The organism is Bacteroides fragilis, from assembly GCF_019583405.1.
Taxonomy (GTDB): domain Bacteria; phylum Bacteroidota; class Bacteroidia; order Bacteroidales; family Bacteroidaceae; genus Bacteroides; species Bacteroides fragilis_B.
Genome location: NZ_SZUU01000001.1, coordinates 804,949 through 827,530 on the forward strand (window position 1 = coordinate 804,949; position 22,582 = coordinate 827,530).

20 protein-coding genes are annotated in these 22,582 nt (G+C 38.6%); all 20 read right to left on the reverse strand.

Annotation, left to right across the window (positions count from 1 at the left end; genetic code table 11):
• Positions 1-59: 59 nt before the first annotated feature.
• The gene (locus FDF36_RS03475) at positions 60-1,328 is read right to left on the reverse strand and encodes an O-antigen polymerase (RefSeq protein WP_220390339.1); all 1,269 of its coding nucleotides are present in this window, start codon (positions 1,326-1,328) and stop codon (positions 60-62) included.
• A 1-nt stretch (position 1,329) separates the two neighbouring features.
• Complete coding sequence (locus tag FDF36_RS03480; protein ID WP_220390340.1) at positions 1,330-2,208, reverse strand: glycosyltransferase family 2 protein; 879 nt, start codon at positions 2,206-2,208, stop codon at positions 1,330-1,332.
• Positions 2,205-3,344: an NAD-dependent epimerase/dehydratase family protein gene (locus tag FDF36_RS03485; protein ID WP_259281355.1), complete on the reverse strand. Its 1,140-nt coding sequence runs from the start codon at positions 3,342-3,344 to the stop codon at positions 2,205-2,207. Before FDF36_RS03485 ends, FDF36_RS03480 begins: the two co-directional genes overlap by 4 nt.
• Positions 3,345-3,355: 11 nt before the next feature.
• Positions 3,356-3,970: an acyltransferase gene (locus FDF36_RS03490; protein ID WP_220390341.1), complete on the reverse strand. Its 615-nt coding sequence runs from the start codon at positions 3,968-3,970 to the stop codon at positions 3,356-3,358.
• Positions 3,949-4,554 (reverse strand): acyltransferase, encoded by a 606-nt coding sequence (locus FDF36_RS03495; protein ID WP_220390342.1) that lies wholly within the window; start codon positions 4,552-4,554, stop codon positions 3,949-3,951. The genes FDF36_RS03490 and FDF36_RS03495 overlap by 22 nt, the downstream gene beginning before the upstream one ends.
• On the reverse strand, positions 4,526-5,380 hold the full coding sequence (locus FDF36_RS03500) for a glycosyltransferase (protein WP_220390343.1): 855 nt from the start codon (positions 5,378-5,380) through the stop codon (positions 4,526-4,528). Before FDF36_RS03500 ends, FDF36_RS03495 begins: the two co-directional genes overlap by 29 nt.
• An 88-nt stretch (positions 5,381-5,468) precedes the next feature.
• Entirely contained in the window at positions 5,469-6,359 is an 891-nt protein-coding gene (locus tag FDF36_RS03505; protein WP_220390344.1) for an alpha-1,2-fucosyltransferase, read from the reverse strand.
• 12 nt (positions 6,360-6,371) lie between these two features.
• The gene (locus FDF36_RS03510) at positions 6,372-7,922 is read right to left on the reverse strand and encodes a lipopolysaccharide biosynthesis protein (protein WP_220390345.1); all 1,551 of its coding nucleotides are present in this window, start codon (positions 7,920-7,922) and stop codon (positions 6,372-6,374) included.
• Between the two features lie 320 nt (positions 7,923-8,242).
• Positions 8,243-9,973: a thiamine pyrophosphate-binding protein gene (locus FDF36_RS03515; RefSeq protein ID WP_220390346.1), complete on the reverse strand. Its 1,731-nt coding sequence runs from the start codon at positions 9,971-9,973 to the stop codon at positions 8,243-8,245.
• The gene (locus FDF36_RS03520) at positions 9,960-10,880 is read right to left on the reverse strand and encodes an NAD-dependent epimerase/dehydratase family protein (RefSeq protein ID WP_220390347.1); all 921 of its coding nucleotides are present in this window, start codon (positions 10,878-10,880) and stop codon (positions 9,960-9,962) included. Before FDF36_RS03520 ends, FDF36_RS03515 begins: the two co-directional genes overlap by 14 nt.
• 1 nt (position 10,881) lies before the next feature.
• Positions 10,882-11,955: a CDP-glucose 4,6-dehydratase gene (gene rfbG / locus FDF36_RS03525; RefSeq protein ID WP_220390348.1), complete on the reverse strand. Its 1,074-nt coding sequence runs from the start codon at positions 11,953-11,955 to the stop codon at positions 10,882-10,884.
• Positions 11,956-11,960: 5 nt separating this feature from the next.
• The gene (rfbF, locus tag FDF36_RS03530) at positions 11,961-12,737 is read right to left on the reverse strand and encodes a glucose-1-phosphate cytidylyltransferase (protein ID WP_005781149.1); all 777 of its coding nucleotides are present in this window, start codon (positions 12,735-12,737) and stop codon (positions 11,961-11,963) included.
• A gap of 37 nt (positions 12,738-12,774) precedes the next feature.
• Positions 12,775-14,118, reverse strand: a complete 1,344-nt coding sequence (gene rfbH / locus FDF36_RS03535) for a lipopolysaccharide biosynthesis protein RfbH (protein ID WP_220390349.1) — start codon at positions 14,116-14,118, stop codon at positions 12,775-12,777.
• Positions 14,111-14,683, reverse strand: coding sequence for a dTDP-4-dehydrorhamnose 3,5-epimerase (rfbC, locus tag FDF36_RS03540; protein ID WP_220390350.1), 573 nt, complete (start codon positions 14,681-14,683; stop codon positions 14,111-14,113). The genes rfbH and rfbC overlap by 8 nt, the downstream gene beginning before the upstream one ends.
• Before the next feature lie 13 nt (positions 14,684-14,696).
• Entirely contained in the window at positions 14,697-15,584 is an 888-nt protein-coding gene (gene rfbA / locus FDF36_RS03545; RefSeq protein WP_220390351.1) for a glucose-1-phosphate thymidylyltransferase RfbA, read from the reverse strand.
• Positions 15,585-15,607: 23 nt separating this feature from the next.
• Positions 15,608-16,078: a UpxZ family transcription anti-terminator antagonist gene (locus FDF36_RS03550; protein ID WP_181996477.1), complete on the reverse strand. Its 471-nt coding sequence runs from the start codon at positions 16,076-16,078 to the stop codon at positions 15,608-15,610.
• A gap of 35 nt (positions 16,079-16,113) precedes the next feature.
• A complete protein-coding gene (upeY, locus tag FDF36_RS03555; RefSeq protein ID WP_220390352.1) occupies positions 16,114-16,632 on the reverse strand; it encodes a capsular polysaccharide transcription antiterminator UpeY in 519 nt (172 codons plus the stop codon).
• Positions 16,633-17,772: 1,140 nt separating this feature from the next.
• Positions 17,773-20,622 (reverse strand): bifunctional fucokinase/fucose-1-phosphate guanylyltransferase, encoded by a 2,850-nt coding sequence (locus tag FDF36_RS03560; RefSeq protein ID WP_220390353.1) that lies wholly within the window; start codon positions 20,620-20,622, stop codon positions 17,773-17,775.
• A 4-nt stretch (positions 20,623-20,626) separates the two neighbouring features.
• On the reverse strand, positions 20,627-20,956 hold the full coding sequence (locus FDF36_RS03565; RefSeq protein WP_005788139.1) for an L-rhamnose mutarotase: 330 nt from the start codon (positions 20,954-20,956) through the stop codon (positions 20,627-20,629).
• A 29-nt stretch (positions 20,957-20,985) separates the two neighbouring features.
• Complete coding sequence (dnaB, locus tag FDF36_RS03570; protein WP_005788141.1) at positions 20,986-22,533, reverse strand: replicative DNA helicase; 1,548 nt, start codon at positions 22,531-22,533, stop codon at positions 20,986-20,988.
• Positions 22,534-22,582: the final 49 nt, after the last annotated feature.

Genomic DNA, 22,582 nt, shown 5'->3' on the forward strand with positions numbered 1-22,582 from the left:
ATTATCCACTAAAACCCCAACAAAAAAATGATAATCGGACATTAATAATAATGTGATAATCAATAAGACATTTTACATACAGCTCTATTTATAAAACTTATATTTTTTACAAGAAATATAAAAACAAGCAATGACCAAGGAAAGGAGAAGAAAGTTAAAAATCCTGGAGCAAAAAGTAAAATAAAAATATAAACTAGAATAGGACGGCTACGAATATCATCAAACGAAAACTTATTTAATATTATTTTATATGCTAATATTTTCACTAAAACACTAAAATTGAATATACCATTTAAAAAGACACCTAATAAACCAAAATCGGCAAATGCCATTATAGGGCCACTAAACACTGGGGTATGAGATGCTTCAGCTGCCCCTGGAAAGAAGTATTCATTTATCAATATAATACCATATACGTATGGCTTATCTCTATACAAAGCACGAGGTACCAAGTCCCAAAATTGACTAAACCATACTTTTCCATAAAACAATTCAATTCGATCGTTAAAATATTCTTCAAAAAACTTCGCACTATTTACATAAAAATCATCAAAATATGACACTATTTCAACAAACGAAATTTCCCCTAAATTAAGAATCATCAATCCAAAGATAAGAGGTAGAAAGAACTTAATGACCTTATCAATATATCTATACTGTCTAAACCATAATATAATAAAAGTATAAATAGAAAATGTAAGCAAATGTCCTTTTGACCCCAACAACCACACAACAAACATAAAAGAAAAATAAGAAAATAGCACTATAGAATTTCGCTTAATATATAATAATAATATCGAATAAGAAGTAGATAGAAAAAGAAGAAAAAAAGCATAATACTGTCCTCCACCAACACGGTGATATTGATAACCTGTACGCGGGTCATTAATCCAATTCCAAACCCCAAAAGAATGTGAAGAAAGTAATAAAAACGAAAAAATAGCTAAGAAGAAAAAAAACAATGACACTAAAATCATTTTATTTTTTTTCACTTTCCATTTAGGATTATATTTATTCACTATCATCGTGATTTTACTTTCATTTTTCCTAAAAAGCATAAAACCTACAATCGTCAAAATATAGCGAGATATATAATCTACATTTGTTGTAAATAACGCAAAATTATAATATGGATTAAGTAGTCCTTCTTCTAAAAAGTACGCAGGTCCAATTAACACTTGAGCTATAACTACAGGAAAATTACAAAGAGCAGGAATCGTTATTGGATTAAATAATCCAACATTCAACTTCCGAGACAAGAAAAATGGATAGTACAGTATGAGCCATACGCATAATAATATATTAAATACATAAAATACAACTTCCATATCAGAGTCTTATTCCATCAACAAATCCTTTTAAAAGAGCTCTTCTCTGTTCTGAATTATATTTAAATAAATAAAAAAATATAGTAGATAATAAAGAATAAAAAAAAGAGAAATGAAATAACGAATAATGTTTTCTTATATAATAAACTCGATTTCTATTTGTATAATAGATTGTAAATAACGACACACCTCCACCAGTAGACGAACTGACTTTATGAAAAATTTCTAATGATGGCATATAATATATATAATACCCTTTTTTATATGCCCTAAAGACAAAGTCAGAATCATCATAATAAACAAAAAACTTTTCATCCATAAACCCAATTTCAGAAAACACAGATGACGAAAGAAACATAAAACAAGTAGGCGCATAATTCACATATTTAGGAATATTATATTGCTCTGAATCTTCTTTACCATTTCCAATATGTGGAGTACGCGCCAACAATGGCTGAAAATATCCTCCTGCCATCCATATTTTACGAGAACCATAATAAAAAATCTTAGGAACTATAATTTTTTCATCATTATCATTCGCTAATCTCAACATCTCTGATAGCAATTCTCTTTGATAGAATTCAATATCATTATTCAATAAAAGTATGTAATCAACATTATTAATTAAAGCTTGCTTAATTCCAATATTATTTCCTTTAGCTACCCCGACATTATCTTCATTTTTTATATATACATATTTACCTCGACAAAATCGGAAACATCTATCTATCAAAGCTAAGTTATCATCTGAAGGAGAATTATCTACCAAATATAATATCCAATTATCATAATCCTGTTTTTGTAAGCTTTCTGCAAATCCTGGTAAAACACTCTCTGATTTATATAAAACAGTTACTAACCCAATTTTAGCCTTTTTCATTTATACAAACCTTTTATTTTCATTTCCTCAATAGATTTCTCATATTTATCAGTATAAACCTCCTGAGTGTTTACCCACTTCACAAACTCAGTAATACCACCATCAAAACTCCATTTAGGCTCAAAGCCCAAAATGTTTCTTGCAGCAGATATATCAGCATAATTAGAACGAATATCTCCTAAACGGTAATTACCAGAAATCAATAAAGGTACATCTATACCATACTTCTTCATCAAAGTCTTTGCAACTGTCAATACACTAGTAGCAACACCTGTCCCTACATTAAAAACGTGGCCATTAGCTTCTTTTTTCTCTATTCCAAGAATAGTAGCTTCAACAACATCATCAATATACACAAAATCACGGGCTTCTCTACCATCCTCAAAAATATTGATACTATTCTTATTTTTTATACGAGTTGAAAAGATTGAAAGTATTCCAGTGTAAGGATTTGATAAAGATTGACCAGGACCATACACATTCTGATAACGATATGAAACAGAAGCAATACCAATTGAACCGCAAACTAAGTGTACTAATTGTCCCTGCACTTGTTTAGTAATACCATAAACAGAAGTTGGATGAACTAATGAATCTTCCGTTGTAGCAACTAAAGTTAATGGTTTTGTACATCCAGGATATTGCACTTCAAAAAAACCATTACGCATATCTTCCTCTAAGCGTTCTGTGGGATAAACATATTGATTTAATTCTTCACAAAAATAACGACCTTCTCCATAAATAGCTCTGGATTCAGCCACTATAACCTTTTTCACGGAATGTTTTTCATTAGCAAGAATATCCAGCAACAGGGCAGTACCCCCAATATTAACATTGACATATTTATATATTTCATACATCGATTGCCCTGTTCCTGTCTCCGCAGCCAAATGTACAATACAGTCCTGGCCTTCAATTGCTTGTAACCAATCTGCTTTTAAATTAACAGATCCTTTAATAAAGCGGACTTTACCTTTAATAGAATTATAAAGTGGTGATGTTAAATCTGGATTATCACCATGAATCTGTGGAGATAGATTATCAAGAACTGTTACATCATACCCCTTCTCAACAAGCCGTAAAGCCAATTTAGAGCCAATAAAACCAGCTCCTCCACTAATAAGTATATTCTTCATTATTTCAATATTTAGTATATAAAATCACCTTTAGGAGTTGTCCGATACCACTTTTTAGTCTCAACACAATATCTTTTCACTATTTTTGCAGGCACTCCCGCTACAACGCAATAGTCTGGAATATTTCGATTTACAACAGAATTTGCCGCAACGACACAATGTCTACCAATTGTAACCCCCAAAATACAAGCATTTTCTCCAATCCATGTTCCCTCTCCGATAACAACTTCTCCGTTTTGAACTATAGATTGACATTTTATGGGAATAGTAATATCCCTATATCCATGTAAATTATCTGATATATAAACTTTATCAGCAGTTAATACATTCTTCTCAATAATAACCTTATGAGTTGCATAGATATGATTAAAATGTCCTATGACGGAACCATCATTTATTACAAGTAAGCTTTCATTTTCTCCCGTTAAAGGGACAGAAGCCAACCAAGTAAATTCACGAACTATAACATTATTTCCCAAAGAAATATAACGCGGATTATCAACATGCAATGGAGATATTATATATGTTTTCTTCCCCATATGTCTAAAGAATAGTTTATAATATATGCGGGTTACCTCCATTATTGTTTTTCTTTTAACAAAAGCTATAATTTTATATGTATCCACTCCCTTGTCTCTTTATTATATTTCTTCACAACTCTGGCTGGAGAGCCAACAATTACAGAATAATCATCGAAAACTCCAGAAACGACACTATTGGCACCAACCACACAATGCTTTCCTAATATAGTTCCTGGTAATATTACACTATTCATCCCAACCATACAGTTCTCTCCTATTATAACATCCTTTGTCAATATAGACTGATTACGTGGATTTATATCAATATTTTCATACGGATGAATAATATCGAATATTCCAACGTTTGCAGTTATAGATGTACCTCTGCCTATTTTAACTAAATGTGCACAAGTACAATGAAAATTTTGCTGAATGAAGACTCCATCTTCCATTATCAAATTTGGTGTATATACGACATTTTCATAAAAAGAGACAGCCTCTATTCGAGCATTCTTATGAATAAAACAACACTTTCCTATAGACATATATTTTGTACCTACAATAGCTAATGGAGAAAGAATTATTGTTTTAAAACCATATCTTTTGCACACAACTGAATATCTGACATATGAGATTATAGCATTAAAAGCATACTTACTTTTACTCCACAATCTTTGATAATAAATCATGCTGATATATTTTATAACGTTTCATTATTCGATCATCTACATTCAACAAATTAAGACCTTCAACAGACTTCATCAATTTAACAATATGGTATATATACATTAAAAAAAGGAAGGAAACACCCACTATTCCGGCCTTATATCCTTTACCCAAAAGATAGTGTTTTATTAAAAAGCGAAATAATAACAAAATACAAGATATGAGAAATACAAATGAAGACTTATATCCTCGTCCGTTTTCTTCCTCTGTATACCTATTAATAACATTAATATATGAAGATACATTGTTAGAAATAAAATGATGTACATAGTATTTATCAGGCAATGTATATATCTTATCTGTAGCAACAACAGCTTTTCCAAAGCCATGAATCTCGTTATTAGAGAAATCAATAGCTCTTTTCTTAAAACATTTATTAGTTCTCGAATGAAACATGTTATAACAGAAGCGGCCCATAAAATAATTTTTCCTATCTATATTAATTATCTCATATTTATCTTCTTTCACTATCTTCATAATTTCCTGAATAGTATCCAAAGCTAACATTTCGTCAGCAAAAGCCCAATAAATCCATTCCGTATCAACTAATTCATATAGTCGATCTACTAAAGGTTGATTTTCAACGTATCCATAGCCAAAATTTTCTCTTATATATATATCACAGCCATATTTTCTAGCAATTTCCAAAGTCCCATCAGTACTTCCATCATCAGCAATCAGTACTTTACCAAAATTTATAAAATTCCTGATAACATTCTCTATTCGTTTTTCTTCATTATAAGTAAACACAACAAATGTTATTGGATGGTAACTTATCTTTTTATTCATAATTTAATATCACAAATTAATGATCAGTATATTATTTTCCAAACAAATCAAAACAGACATAACAATATAGGCGCTTGCTTCACCTTATTTAAATACAATTGTCTATAAGAGTCCAATCATGACATGCGATAGGATATTTACACCATTTTACATGATTCTTAGGAGCTATTACAATTTTTTGCGGATTGGTATTAAGCCATGCCCCCCAATAACTAAACCCACTATTAGCTATTATATTATGTCTACAAAGACTCATTAATTGCATATCAATATAGCTTTTTTCCCTACAATTACCTTGAATTATCACATAATTACTTAAAAAGGAAAAATGAGATCTCACATATTCGATATCATCAGAAAAAATAAAAAACAATGGATTATTCACATTATGACTTATTATATCCACGGCTGCTTTATAATAGTTCAAATCCAACATTGGAAAATTACATTTTTTATAATCTCCACGCCTAACATGAATACTTACCGATTCCGATTCTTGAATTTTTTGGGCAAAATCCAAGTTAAATCCAGTCAATTCTTCTTTAAATTTAAAATCTGAACGTAATCTTGCCTCAATTCCTTTCTTATAATTCTCATGACTCCAATTACCAAAAAAAAGATAAGGCCTTAAGGGATTTAATTCAAAAACATCTTTATAAAAAGCTGTAGGATCATCAGGCGTTATCCAAGATTCTTTTACTCCTAAAAAGATCTGTCGCACTTTATTTAAGTAGCGTGGCAGAAAATAGCGTTTTTTAAGAGGGAAAATATCAGCAAGTGTTACTACATCAATCCACCTACATTCATTTCTTTCGATATTAAACACTGTATCTAATTCAAATCCATTATGTTCTATAGGAAACAAATTAAAAATATCCATCTTTATACTCACATCGGGATAATGAAACTTTAATGCTTGATAAAAAGCATATTGATCCATCTGGCTGGCTAATCCTCCAAAAAAACTAACTATCATCATAGATTACTCATATTAAGAATTTATCTTATAAATTTTACGTAAGAGACGAAAAAAAACAGCAATGCATTCAGCTGATTCCTGGGTTCTACATAAAAGAATCAATATTAATATACAAGTTACAAACATACTTGTAATTCCACTTAAAAGAAAATGTACAAACCAATCAAAATTATAGAAATGACAAATAAAATTAGATAGACAAAAAGACATAACAGCAATAAGTATATAAACTATATTCATCTTCCAATATTTCTTATATTTTTTTTTATCAAATACCCCGAAACAAGATGAATATACCAAATAGCTTCTAGCACCCCAAAACCAAAACTGACTAATTATTGTCCCCAATAAAACACCTTCAATTCCACAAATATAAGCTAAAATAATAGAAGTAATAAAATTTATAGAAGCTCCTAACAAGGCTATCTTTCTATCTTGTTTAAAGAGTCCTGCGGCTGAAAGGAAGTCACAACAAGAAGAGTAAACAAGACTAATATATACATCAATTATTAGTAATGCAACAACTCCTTCCGTCATTACATATTGTTCTCCAATCCATACAGCGATAAAACTATTAATAAGAATCATAGTTGGTGAAAGTATAGATGCGGTTATCAAAAAACGTATAAAATTATAGGTCCTAAATATCTCTTCCTTCCTACTATTATTTTCTTCTAATAATAAATTCCCAATAATAGGTCCTATCGGGCTAAACACACCATTAGCCAATCTCATTAATCCTTGAATTAATAACTTGTAGTTTCCAATCAGCCCAACAGAAACAGTATTAATACATACAGATATAATTAAATTATCTGTTGAAGAATAGACATATGCAGCCATTTTACCAACAAATACATTCTTTGTATTTCCCCATATTTCTCTGAATTTTTCAATATTTATTTTCTCTTTATGCAAAAAAGGATAAAGCCTCTTAGATAAAAGGTGTACAATCAAATTCGAAGAGAAAATTTTAAAAACATTTACAATCAAAAATAAAGCAAAATCACGATAAGCAACTATCACTAGGATCTGAATAGCTATAAATACTGTAGAACAAACTGTATCAGAAATTTTTGCTATATAGTCTTTCTGATCTGCAAATAATAAAGCTCTTCTATAAGCACCAAAATATGATATGGCAACACTAACTGATTGAATAGCAAAGAAAACATATATACTTGTTGTGACCTCTATTCCTGACAAAAAATAGCCAACAAAAGGTGTTACAAAAATTGTGATCAAAAGAAAAAATAGTCCAATATATTTATAAATAACTCTTAATATATTAATAATGCTATTGATTTGTTGTATACTTCCTTCTTTTAGTGGCTTATAGAGACCGTAAACAATAGCTGTTTGAAACCCTAACTCAGTTAATGACAAAGTATCCAACAAAGAGGTAAATGTCCCACTAATTCCCAAATATTCAATACTTAAATAATGCAAGAAAATCTGACGACAAAAAAATTGAAGGATCAATAGCACCATCTGCGTAATAAATCCGATACTTGAATTTATCATAGCAGATTTCCTCCTTGAATTTATCAAAGGGATAATCATATATTATCTATTATAAATCACTACTGAGCATTTAGCCCCAGATGATTTTCAATTATTTACAATAAATCATTCCTATATCAAAAAATAATCCAAATAGTAGTTCGACTGCTAAATGTATATAAAGCCTCTATTCTATACCAATCAAATGTCTTATAATAAAGAGAAGAGAAAAATAACTCCACTAAGCGCTTAGCTACAAAACATAAAGAATTATTTTGTTATTACTCCAGATAGCTCTGCATTGTCCTTATAAACAAATACTCAATTTATTGACTATATATATATTTAAGACTATACAACTCCTAGATATATAATCAAATCTAAAATAGCATATTCTCTTTATATTCTTCTTCTGGCAATAAAGGTAAAGGCTTGGAAATAGGCTTATCATATTCCAATTTCGGAGAAACACTAGTCAAGCCTTCTACCACACATTCAATAATACAGTTGTGGGCTGCCTGCATCTCTTCCCGCAAATCAGGATCATCCAACCGATCAACAGTCAATCTAAAATAAGGTAAGCCATAAGCCGTAGAGAGAGATTTAATATCCGGCACTCTGTAGCCTCCATTCAAAGTAGTTCCACACATTCGATCACCAAAATACAAATGTTGAAATTGAGTAATCATACCTAAAGAAGCATTATTCAATATTATTACCTTAATAGGAAGATCATATTGAGAAATAAGCATCAAAGACTGGATAGCCATATGAAAACCTCCATCACCATTTATGGAAAAAACTTTCTTATTTGGATTGGCAAACGAACACCCGATGGCTACCGGTAATGAAAAGCCCATTGGAGCAAGTCCGCCACTTGTTACAAATTTTTGCCCGGATTTTAACCGTAAGGTTTGAGCCGCCCACATTTGATTCTGACCTATATCCGCACATATAACATCGTCGGTTTGGGTCAGCGAATCAAAATATTGCATGAAGCGATATGGAGATTTGTTTTCAACAAAACGCTCTATTTCTTCATCCTGACCATATCGTTTCTTGAGCCCATGCAGGAAAAAATTCCACTCTGAAATGTCCCCTAAAGAAACCGGCATTTCTTTTTCCTTCTGTAGAAAACAATCAATGGTACAATTCACTTTTTTACGATTCAATAAACGATGATATTCCAGTTCGTTGTCATCAATATCAACATGAATGATGTGCCCATTTGATAAAAATTGATCCAACCGGGCACCGGTTTGTCGAGTATCCAATCTGGTTCCTAATGCAATCAGCAAATCGGCATTGGCAACGCCCATGTTAGCACAACGGTTGCCATAACTGCCTATCATCCCAATATAATTATCGTATGTTTCATCAATAGCCCCTCTACCCATTAAAGAAGTAATAACCGGGAAATGGTGCCGTCTTATGAAATCATTCAGCAAAACCATATCCGAATTGCAACATCCTGCCCCTAAAAGCAACATGGGACGATGGGACGACTCCATTAATAACCTGATTTCCTCCCAGGCTATCAAAGGATTATTTAAAATACTCTCACCGGAATATCCGATCAATGTTTCCGGATTAATTTCCTCCCGTTGGATATCCATTGGCAGATCCAGCAGTACAGGCCCTTTTCTACCCGACAAAGCAATATATAAGGCTTTATCCAGTTCATATTTAATATCTTCAGCCTTATCTATCAATTTGGCATATTTAGTGACCGGCTTAACCATACTTACAATATCCGTCTCCTGAAAACCTAGCTGACGGACAGGCTTATCATATTTGTATTCATATGTATTTACCTGGCCCGTTATATAAAGAACCGGAATAGAGTCAAAATATGCGTCAGCAATACCCGTCATCATATTAGTAGCTCCAGGACCACTGGTCGAAATAGCAACTCCAAAAAGTCCGGATTCTTTCGCAAAGCCTTCTGCAGCGATAGCAGCGGTCTGTTCGTGGTAAGTTTGAATAAATTGCATATTCGGATTCTGAGAAACAGAATCGACCAGATGGGTGATCATTCCACCTATATATCCGAATATGACATGTACTCCCCGGGACTCGATATACGATATTATATAGTCAGATACTTTCATGTTGTTTTTTATAATAAGTGATAGTATACTCCAAACCGGCATTTAACGGTGTATTCTCAAAGTGCCCAAACGACTTTACAAATTTCGACACATCACCTTGCACCAACATTGGTTGACCGGCACGATAGGGCAACGCACCAAAACGCAACTCAAAAGCCGGATTTAATCTATCTCTCAAATGTTCAAGAAGTACTCTTAATTCGATCGCAGTAGAAGATGATAAATTATAGACACCGCAGGGAGCTTTCCCTGAACATACTTTCATTACGGCATTGGCAAAGTCCTTCACATATAAATAAGCGTAGCGTTGTTGCCCTAAAGTCAGATCCATACCAGCCATATTGTCAAGCATATTAGTCAAAAGACCGGGGATCAGCCATTGGTTTGACTCCCGCTCTCCGTATACGGAAAAAACTCTTAACCAGTACCAATCAATCCCACGTAAATCACAGAAAGAACCAACCATCCGAGAAACCATGGACTTCACGTATCCATAGCTATTGACAGGAAACAAGCCGGCATTTTCAGAGACTATCCCATCAAAATCCCCATATTCGGCCTGACTACCCAAAGCTATAAATTTAGAAACGTTACTTTTCTCTGCTATATAAAGCAAAGAATTCATAAAGTCAATGTTAGACAGTTGGACCGGCCAATCGTCTCTATTGCCAGACAGAACCCCCGTCCAGGCTGAATGAATAATAATATCAGGGCTAAAAGAACAAGCTTGGGATATCCAGATAGGGTTATCCGAGTTTATGACTTGTACATGATCAATGAAAGAGGTGCAATTGTTCAACGAAGACATTGACCGTTTAGTTATCATCAGATTAACACCGTTTGCCAGCAAGGCTTCTGCAATATGCGATCCTAAAAAACCAGTCGCCCCCGTCAATAATATCTTCATTTTAATAAATATTTTTTATCTGGTCAACACAAACATCATATACCTCTTCTTTCCGGTATCTTTTATACCAGTCCACCGTCAACTCAACCGTCTGCTCAATATTCATCTTCGGTTCCCAACCTAAACGGAATTTTGCCTTCGAAATATCCAGCATTAACAACTTCGCTTCATGCAACGCATGCGGATCAGAAAGGTCACGAAGTTCACCGGAACCGTAATTATTCACTACTTTCGTAGCCACATCCCATACAGTAGAGATTGACTCGGCTCTCGGACCGAAGTTCCAGCCTTCACAGTATCTCGTAGGATCACTCCACATCTTCTGCGCGAGCAGCATATAACCGCTCAACGGTTCAAGTACATGCTGCCAGGGACGGATAGCTTTCGGACTTCGGATATCGATAGCCGCTCCAGATTCCAAAGCCTTGATGCAGTCCGGAATGATACGGTCCAAGGCCCAGTCTCCACCACCGATAACGTTACCAGCTCTTACACTGGCGATGGATTTTCCGTGTTTATCGTATTGCTCGGGGTGAAAGAAAGAGCGACGCCATGAAGCAATAGCAATCTCAGCGGCTCCCTTGCTACTGGAATAAGGGTCATAACCGCCCATAGGCTCGTTTTCACGATAGCCCCAGATTTGCTCTTTATTCTCGTAACATTTATCTGTGGTAATCATCACACCTACCTTCACGCTATCCGTAGAACGGACTGCCTCAAGAACATGGATTGTTCCCATTACATTGGTTTCGTAGGTTTCAACAGGGATGTCATAACTCAAGCGAACCAGAGGTTGGGCAGCAAGATGAAAAACAATCTCAGGTTGATATTCCTGAAAGATAGCCTTTATACGCTCACCATCGCGGATATCGGCACGAAGGTCGGCCTTAATTTTCTCGCCGATACCGGAAAGTACGAAATTGTCTCGAGCCGTAAAAGGGTCTTGAGCCACACCAATCACCTCGGCCCCCAATTCATGCAACCAGATGGAGAGCCAGCTACCTTTAAAACCCGTATGACCGGTGACAAGGACACGTTTGCCCCGATAAAAATTATCAAATATATCAATTCCCATACGGCTTACCACACTTTCCAGGGAGCGACTCCCTGATCCCACATTTCATTCAATTCTGTATTGTCTCTCAGAGTATCCATCGGTTTCCAGAAACCCGTATGGCGGAAAGCGTGCATCCGGCCCGCCTTGGCTATAGACTCGAGGGGTTGCCGCTCAAAGATGGTGGAGTCACCCTCAGGGATATAATCGAACACTTCGGGTTCACACACAAAATAGCCCGCATTGATCCAGTTACGGTCCCCGTCGGGCTTCTCCTGGAAAGAGAGGACCTTGTCCGTATCGAGATCGAGCTGCAGGGCGCCGAACTTACCACCGGGTTTGTAGGCCGTAAGGGAAAGGAGGCAGCCCGAAGACTCGTGAGCCTTCAGGGTATCACCGATGTTCAGGTCGGTGACACCGTCACCATAGGTCAGCAGGAAACGTTCGTTCCCGAGATATTTCTGTACACGCCGGATACGCCCGCCCGTTTGGGTGTTCAGCCCGGTATCGACCATCGTGACTTTCCAGTTCTCGGAATGGTTATCCAGAATGGTGGTCGTATTGTTGGAAAGGTCCACGGTCATATCGCTGTTATGGCGGAAATAGTTGGCGAAATACTCCTTGATGATATATTGTTTATAACCGCAGCAGATCACGAAATCGTTGATGCCGTAATGGCTGTAGGTTTTCATGATATGCCAGAGGATGGGTTTACCACCGATCTCCACCATAGGTTTGGGGATCAGGTTAGTGGCTTCGCTCAGGCGGGTGCCGAAGCCACCGGCTAAAATGACAGCTTTCATTATGCTTGACAGATTACTGAAGGTTAATAACCGGAAATTACTTATGGGAAGAGACAAAGTCACGGATCGTACCGATCATGTGGTCGAGCATGGCACGGGTCATACCCGGATAGACACCGATCCAGAGGGTATGATTCATAACGTAATCAGTACCTTCCAGATTGCCGATTACGCGGTAGCCCTCACCCGTGGAGCGCATTTCATCAAAGGCGGGATGCTTCAGTAGGTTGCCCGCAAACAGGTTGCGTGTCTGGATCTTCCTGCTCTCCAGGTGTTGGGAAAGGTCGTTACGGGTGAAGCCCGCATCTTCCTTCACCGAAATAAGGAAGCCGAACCAGCTCGGGTCGGAGTTCTTCTGCGCTTCGGGAAGGATAAGGCCAGATGTACCCGCAAGGCCTTTTTTCAGGTAGGCGAAGTTCGACCGCCGGGCTTCGACAATGGAGTCCAGCTTCTCAAGCTGGGCACAGCCGATGGCGGCCTGCATATCGGTCACTTTCAGGTTATACCCGAAATGGGAATAGACATATTTATGGTCGTAACCTACCGGGAGGTCGCCGAACTGTTTGCTGAAACGGTATTTGCACGTGTTGTCAACACCCCCGATGCACCAGCAGTCACGGCCCCAGTCACGGAAAGAGTTGACCAGTTTGTGCAGCAGAGGATCATCGGTATAGACAGCACCGCCCTCTCCCATCGTCATGTGGTGTGGAGGATAAAAGCTACTTGTGCCGATATGGCCGATCGTACCTGTTTTCTTTTCTACACCGTCGATTGTATAAGTAGAGCCAAGGGCATCGCAATTATCCTCTACCAACCAGAGGTTATGTTTATCACAGAAATCTTTGACAGCCTGCAAATCAAACGGGTTACCCAAAGAGTGGGCAATCATTACCGCTTTAGTTTTGGGAGATAATGCGGCTTCCAGTTGAGTCACGTCAATATTATATTCAGGGATAGTGACATCCACGAAAACGGGAATAGCACCATACTGGATGCAGGGGGTCACCGTTGTGGGAAAGCCGCAGGCTACCGTGATCACTTCATCGCCCCGCCTGATCCTGCGCTCACCCAACTGCGGCGAGGTCAGGGCCATAAAGGCGAGAAGGTTGGCCGAAGAGCCCGAGTTAGTCAGGGAGCAATACTTCACACCCAGCCATGCGGCAAAACGGATTTCAAACTTCCGGGCCCAGGGACCGGCGGTCAGCCAGAAGTCAAGGGACGAGTCAACCAGGTTCACCAGTTCGCGGTCATCGAAATAGCGACCACCGTAGTTGACAAAACTCTTACCGGGTTCGAAGGAGGGGGAGGAACCGTGAACCTCTTTGTAGTATTCCCGGGTTAAATCGAGAATTTGTTGCTTGAGTGTTTCTTTCTTACTCATATAATGTATTGTTTATATCAAACTGTAGTTCTATGTTATGTAACAGAGGATGTGTGTAGTCTTTACCACTCAATATAACCCGGTCTTGTGGTATCTTCCAGTCGATATTCAAATCCGGATCATTCCAGGCAATCGCCCCTTCAGCTTCCGGATGATAGAAACTATCACACTTGTATTGGAAGATGACCTCTTCGCTCAGCACACTAAAACCATGTGCGAAGCCACGCGGAATAAAAAACTGACGGTGATTGTCTTCTGTCAATTCAACCGAAACATGTTTTCCAAATGTGGGAGAACCCTTGCGGATATCGACAGCCACATCAAGAACTGCACCCTTAATCACTCGTACCAGTTTGCTTTGGGCAAAAGGAGGTTTCTGAAAATGGAGACCGCGAATGACACCGTAGCTCGATTTGGATTCATTGTCCTGGACAAAAGTCGTTTGACATACCTTTGATTCGAACTCCCCCTGATTGAAGGATTCGAAAAAGTAACCACGGTCATCCTGAAACAGACGGGGCTCAAGGATAACAAGACCTTCGATTGATGTTGTTATTATATTCATTGGAATAAAAATTCTACTTTATGGATAATTCATCGATAACTTTCAACAGATATTGTCCATATTGATTCTTCAGCATCGGACCTGCCAATGCTTTCATCTCTTCAGGAGAAATCCAGCCTTGCCTCAGGGCTATGCCTTCCAAACAGGCCACTTTCAAACCCTGACGTTTTTCAATAACCTCGATAAATGTACTTGCTTCGGACAAAGAATCATGAGTACCTGTATCCAACCAGGCAAAGCCGCGCCCCAAAAGCTGGACCTTCAGTTCTCGATCGGACAGGAACCGTTGATTGACCGTCGTGATTTCCAATTCTCCACGAGGGGAAGGCTGAATACTCTTGGCTACTTCCACCACTTTATTAGGATAAAAATAAAGACCCACAACGGCATAATTGGACTTAGGAACAGCAGGTTTCTCTTCGATACTGAGAACATTCCCAGCCTTGTCAAACTCAGCTACACCATAGCGTTCGGGATCGCTTACCCAATAACCAAAAACAGTGGCTTTGTTCTCTGATTCGGCTGTATGGACTGCTTCACGCAGCATACGGGTAAAACTTTGCCCATAAAAGATATTATCGCCAAGAACCAGGCATACAGAATCACCACCTATAAACTTCTCACCAATAATAAATGCCTGTGCCAAGCCGTCAGGAGAAGGTTGCTCGGCGTACTCAAATCGTACTCCAAAGTCAGAACCGTCACCCAGCAAACGTTGAAAGCCGGGTAAATCGTATGGAGTGGAGATAATCAATATTTCACGAATCCCTGCCAACATAAGTACAGAGATAGGATAATAGATCATCGGCTTATCAAATATCGGAAGCAACTGCTTACTGACTCCTTTGGTGATCGGATATAAGCGAGTGCCCGAACCACCGGCCAAGACAATACCTTTCATGACAATAAATTATAGGTTAAAAATTAATCTATGTAATTATTTGGATACTGATTTTCCTCTATCATCTTCAGCATATCTACAGTCTCCTGTTCATCTATCGATAAAGTTTTATTATCCCAGTAATCTATAATTGCATGAGCTTCCTTTGCCAACTCTTCTTCAAAAACTTCTCCATAACAATATGTCAAAAGCTGACACTTGAGCAAAGAAGACGGGAGAGACTCTAACACAAGCAAGGAACGATCCAGAATAACCTGTTTCTTAGACTCCTTGTCGCCATAATCATAGATTGTTGCATTGTAGCCCATCAAGAGAGCCAGGCAAAGTCGTGCTTCTTCTTCCGGATTTTCTCCTTTCAAAGCAAACAAAGCATCAGATTTTTGAAGCACTTCAGTGTTTAATTGACGGAAACTGTCGGCATAGATAGGAGAACCGTCAGCACCCAAATACAATAATTCGTGAGCCACATGTTGCAGCTCATGAATCTGGGTCATAAGAGTATTCATTTTATATGATAAAATATTACTGATTACGGTGCGAGAATGCGAAGGTAGCTTTTAGGAACCTTGACACTGGCAGATAAAACGCCACGAATTCGGATAGTGACATAAGTACGATTAGAAAGACTGGCCAGTTCACCTTCAACTCCACAAAAATCTCCCTTGATGACTTGTACTTTGGTGCCAACTGCGAAACAATCATCGTTGAGGATAACAGCAACAGGATCGAGATTCATGACAAACATAAAATCTTTCATCTGCTTATCGGGAACAATAAGCATACTCTTAGTGTCAAAATCACGCATATAGAAAAGACGCACCCCGTATTCGTTGGCAATAGCACAAGCAAACTCTTTGGTAGCATGTACAAAAATAAGATTACGAATGACAGGAACTTCTACACGATGCCGGCGATATTTCAATTGACGAATGACAAATTGGGTCGGCAAAAAATACTCGACACCTATTTTCTCTAATGCGTCACGAGTAGTAAGCTCCTGATCCTTACGGGTACGGGCAGCGAACCAATATTCTTGTTGTTGAGACATTTAGAAGGAATATTCCTGAGTGATTTACTTAAGTCCGGGTATGCTTCGCAGTTGGGTGAGACTCTTTTTCTCAGCCAAACTGCAAGATTTTTTATGACTTATTTTAGGTGGAAACGAACGAATTCGATCAATTGATGTTTCAAAAAACGTTCGTCTTTTGAAACATCAATTATGGAGATAAAAGACCACATACAAAATAAGTAAAAAGCTGTTTTTATTACCAGATTATTATCTGATAATCAGTACATAAAGAAGTCTATTTACTTTTTCATCTAAAAATATTTTGCACATCAAAATTTAGTTTATACCTTTGTGCTATTAAACGAACGTCTTTTGAAACACATTCACCACTGACTATCAGTTAATTACAAAAGAATTCACTCTTTTTATCCTTTTCGTATTTACCACATAACATACTGATTATAAACAAATTACACAATAAGATAAAATCTTCATTATTCCATCTATAAAGGTTTAGAAACTATATACTCCCAAAAGCATTCTGTCACATTGTATTTTGAGTAGCCTCAGGAATCCCTTATTTACGGACCACTGACTAAGTTGTTATAAAAAACACCGGGATTCTATTTTCACCAATATCATATCTCCACCAAATAAATCAGATCACCTGTCAAAAGATCGATAAACATGCACTAATTTCAATCAGTAAGCAACGGCAAAGGCATCCTATACCTCCAGAATAACATTCAGAAATGATTCATATTGACCTATGCTACAGAAAAGAATTCTATAGTTTTTGTTCAATAAATGAAACCGCCAGGCAAAAAGTAGGAGGATTTTCAATGAAAATGAACTTCGTAACTATACGAAGTTAACTTCGTATTTTCTTATAACTAACTTTTTCTTCACAAGAAGTTAATGTTTTGCAAAGACGAAGTTAACATCGTATGAAGAGTACACGTATGAAGAAACGAATTAAAGGCAAGTTAATGCTCCATCACTTGCTATTTCATCACTTTCTCAAGACAACAGAGTTTTTAAAACAAGAAAAAAGCAGACTTAAAGATATCAGAATCTCTATTTTACTATCAGAATAACAGAAGAGGCAAACTTAATGAGGAATGGAAAAAGAAGTCGACGAGAGATAAAGTATTTACCTCCCGTCGACTAATAATGATTTTATGATCGTGATACTTGGAACCCCTTATCCGACAGCGTCATTTCAACGAAGCGTGCACGAGGATTAGGAGCATTCTCAGTCAGTATCTTACGAATACGAACAGCAGCTTGCGGATCTTTCGCTACCATATATAGGTACCCGCCACCACCGGCTCCCGGCAATTTATATCCCAAGGTATAATCTTTTATCAGATCGATAATTGCCTCCACAGCCGGAGGATTTGTTCCGCTATCCAATGCTTTGTTTTGTTCCCAGGTTTTTCCTACCAAACGGCCAAACTCAACAAAACTTCCACGCTGTATAGCTTCATTCATATCCAATGCATGCGCCTTCATTTCCGAGAGTAAATTGAGATGCAACGATGAATTGAGGAACATGGAACTGACTATTTCTGCCAAGATCCCTTTTGCCGTACGAGTTATACCGGTATAATAAAGCAAGTGACAGTCTTTATATTCAGGATGCGTAAATAAATGATCGGGCAGCCAACGCACCAATGGACTTTGAGCAAAGCCGGCCTCAGTCTGAAGAAGCTTCACACCCTGCAACACACCTCCATACTGATCCTGCCATCCGCCACCAGTAGTCAGCAATTGTTCAAGGACAAGAGTACGTTGACAAATCTCATTTTTATCCCAGGCTAAACCACAGAAATCGTTAATGGCACCAAGTACGGTAGAAGCCAGAATGGAACTGGTGCCCAAACCGGAACCGGCAGGAATAGCAGCCAATAAAGTCACTTCAATACCTGCACCGAAATCTTTAAGCTGTTCCTCCAATGAAGCATAAGATACAGCAGAAAACGCAGGTGCAAAGCCTGCCAATGACAGAGCGGCTTTCGGAATAGAGAAAGGTGAACCGATCTTCTTATAATCTTGCAATTCATCAAACGTAGATACTATTTCCATAGCACCCATATCGATAGAACGCAGGACGATATGGAAGTCTTTACACGGCTTCACATAGACCTGTAAGGGAGGTTGTCCGTTCAACTCAATGGCCAGATTCACCACATTTCCTCCCGAATAAAGTGAATAAGGAGGAGTATCGGTCCATCCACCTGCCATATCGATGCGCACGGGGCTACGTCCCCAAACAATCTGATCGGAATATACATCCAATTTTGGGGTACTCTTACGATTACTGATCCCGTCCAGCAAGCCGTCACGAAGCAAATCAAAAGCAGCCTGTTCTTCCGGACGATAATCTTTCCCGTCTAATTTCAAAATACGCGCACGCAACATCCGGTTATGGATGCGTGACATCTGCAGAGCATCCTCAGGCAATAATTCAGGCATATCCAAACCAAGACGTACAAAATCTTCAGCCGCATCGGCCAAATCAAGTTGATAGAAAACACTTTTTTCATGATTAACGGCCAATGCTTTCCAGTTTCCTTTTCTGAACTCTTCACGTTGTGCATACAAACGCTTCAGATTGGCACCTGCCGAAATTTCGTCCGCAGAAAAACGTTCGGAACGTAACCAGATATTCTTTCCTTCCTCCAGTTCGGGTTCGGACAACATCCACCTCAACACCAATCCCAACTCTTCTACAGAATTAACCATAGGGAATACGGAAGCTGCCTGTAAATCGTCCGTACGTCCTTTCAAATCTGTATATGACAAACCGCGTTTGGACATCCATTCACCAAAAGGAATACCCGTCAGGGTTGTTTTGGAATCTCTCAAATCTCCTTTGAAAACATCGTCCAGACCGTATGGACGGGCAACAAAGCCCTTATCACCCATCGGAACCACATCTACACACACTCCGGCAGGCACAGCCAATGACCAGTCATTTTCCGGAACCCCGGTAATAATATGTCGTGAAGCAATCTTCCACTTTGGTCCGATATGACTGTTCTCGATCCATAAATCAGCATTCTCGGCACAAAGAGGTATCCGCACTACAGCATTTTGGACAAACATAGCCGGATTGGGTTTTACTTTACGGTGCATGATACGACGCTGATCGTAAACCTTATTCTGTACGGAAAGAGTTGAAGAAATCAGTTCTTTACTGGTCCCGTAATGATAGAACTCTCCTCCCGGCAAAGGCAGAATAGCAACGGATAGCGTATTGACCTCTTCGTCTTCAATACGGGGATGAGTTCCCAAAGCTAATCCAAAATCGGAATAAAGATCATAATACTTTAGTTCTTCAGAGCTTTCTTTATGAGAACGTTTCATCAAGATTTCTACGGCACGGTCACTCAAAAGCCATATACCGATGTCCATCAGGAACAAATGGGTCTTCGATAAAGATTCCAATTCTGCCAACGAAGGCTTCTGAAGCATAAAGTCGAGTTGTTCGGGATGTTTGCGATCGGAAGCAAACACGCCATGATGGGTAGCCAGAGACGGATCGACCCACAGTCCATAACAAACTACATCCGCTTCGGGAATACTCTGCAAAGGTTTCTCCGAACGAATATAGACATCACCACTCGCAATCAGTGTATGGAGTTTATCCGGAGCCAAAGACATGATTTTTTCATATAAGGGAAGTTGCAGAGAAAGCAGATTTTGTCCCAGATGTTGCCCTCTCTCCCACCGGAACACAGGAACCGGAGTGAGAATCTTTCCAGAAGGTGCATAGCCGGGTAAACGGCGGCTTTGCCCACCCGCATGAAGAAGAATTCTTTTTTCTTTTTCAAGCCACTCTCCAAAAGTAGCGCCATCTGAATATTCATTATAACATTCTTCAAGCAGCCAGGATGTTCCACCACCGGAACCAAGTTTCTTACCTACCGGGTCGGAAGTACAAAACCAATCGGTACGGTTCACCCTCTCCAGTTCATGAAAAGACTGAACCAGATTGGGCGGTAAAGATAGTAGTTTTTGCATATTGTCAGAGTTTAAATATACGTTCCATCATTTTCCACTTCTCATGTGACGCTTGTCCGGGCAATGAACGCTGAAAGCGAGACATATAAGCCTCCCATTCTGCCTGCCGGGGAAGTTTAGCCAAGCGCTCGTTATCTTTTATCCAATCGAATTCATCTACCGTATCGACAATCATAAAGAGTGTATGTTCGTGGATATAAATCTGCATATCGAGTATCCCGACTTCACGGATACCGGCTTTAATTTCCGGCCACACATGCTGATGTTCTGCGACATAAGCACGAATCAATTCCGAATCATTATACAATTCGAGTGTTTGGCAATATCTTTTCATGGTATTATAAAATTAAATAAATATCTCTTTTAAAAAGGCAGAGGTCCGTCATTTCCACCTCCGAACGGATTACTATTCTGAGGGGCAAATTCAGCAGGAGGCGGAGGTACTGTTCCGGTATTATTCATTCGTGATCCAAGCATGGCCCCGGCATCAGGCAACGGAATTACCATATCGTCATCCGGATTCTGGAAACGGGTATACTCACCTTTAAATCGTAGCAGAACATCGCCAACCGCACCATTACGATGCTTAGCGATAATAATTTCGGCCATTCCACGGAGATCGTTTCCTTTATCATCCTGAAATATCTTGTAATATTCGGGGCGATGAATGAAACACACCATATCGGCATCCTGCTCAATGGCACCGGATTCACGAAGGTCACTCAACTGAGGACGTTTTCCTTCAAGTCCTTCACGACTCTCGACACCACGATTCAACTGAGACAGAGCAATAATCGGAATATTCAACTCTTTGGCAAGCCCCTTCAACGAACGTGAAATAGTACTAACCTCTTCCTGACGGCTGCCAAATGCCATACCGCTGGCGTTCATCAACTGCAAGTAGTCAATGATAATAATTCTTACTCCATGCTCACGAACCAATCGACGTGCCTTAGTTCGAAGCTCAAATACGGACAGAGAGGGAGTATCATCAACATAAAGCGGTGCATCCAGCAAATCCTTCAATTTATAATCGAGCTGTTGCCATTCATAAGCTGCCAATTGTCCGCTCTTGATTTTTTCACTCGGAATTTCACAAACGTTCGAGATCAGACGATTGACCAACTGAACGTTACTCATTTCAAGAGAAAACAAGGCTACCGGATTCCTGAAATTCACGGCAATATTCTTAGCCATTGAAAGTACAAAAGCCGTTTTACCCATGGCCGGACGGGCAGCAATAATTATCAAGTCGGATTTCTGCCATCCGGAAGTCATCTTATCCAGTTTGGTATATCCACTCTCCAATCCGCTCAGACCATCGGTACGTGCGGCGGCTTTCTGAATCTGTTCATAAGCCTCGGCAATAATCGGATTGATCTGCGTATAGTCCTTCTTCATGTTCCGCTGTGAAATCTCAAAGAGTTTTCCTTCGGCCTCTTGCATAAGATCGTCTACATCGAGAGTTTCGTCAAAAGCCTTACTCTGTATGTTACTTGTAAAAGTAATGAGTTCTCTTGCCAAATATTTTTGTGCAATAATACGGGCATGATATTCAATATGGGCGGAAGATGCCACTTTACTGCTCAATTGAGTAATATAAAACGGTCCTCCGACTTCTTCCAGCTCACCACGCTTACTGAGCTGCTCCTTCACAGTAAGAATATCTACCGGTTTTTGATTAACGGCAAGATCGGTAATAGCTGCATAAATCAATTGATGCCTATGTTCGTAAAACGATTCCGGACGGAGAATCTCACTCACCAGCGAATAGGCATCTTTTTCAATCATCAAGGCCCCGAGCACGGCTTCTTCCAGTTCCGGCGCTTGCGGTTGGATCCGCCCGTAATCATTTACGGGTTGCACCTTAGACTTAGCAGTACTGCGGGTATTTCTTCTTTGTTCGGCCATCTGTATTTTATTGAAATATAGAAAATGAATAGTGGATGGCTGCGCACAT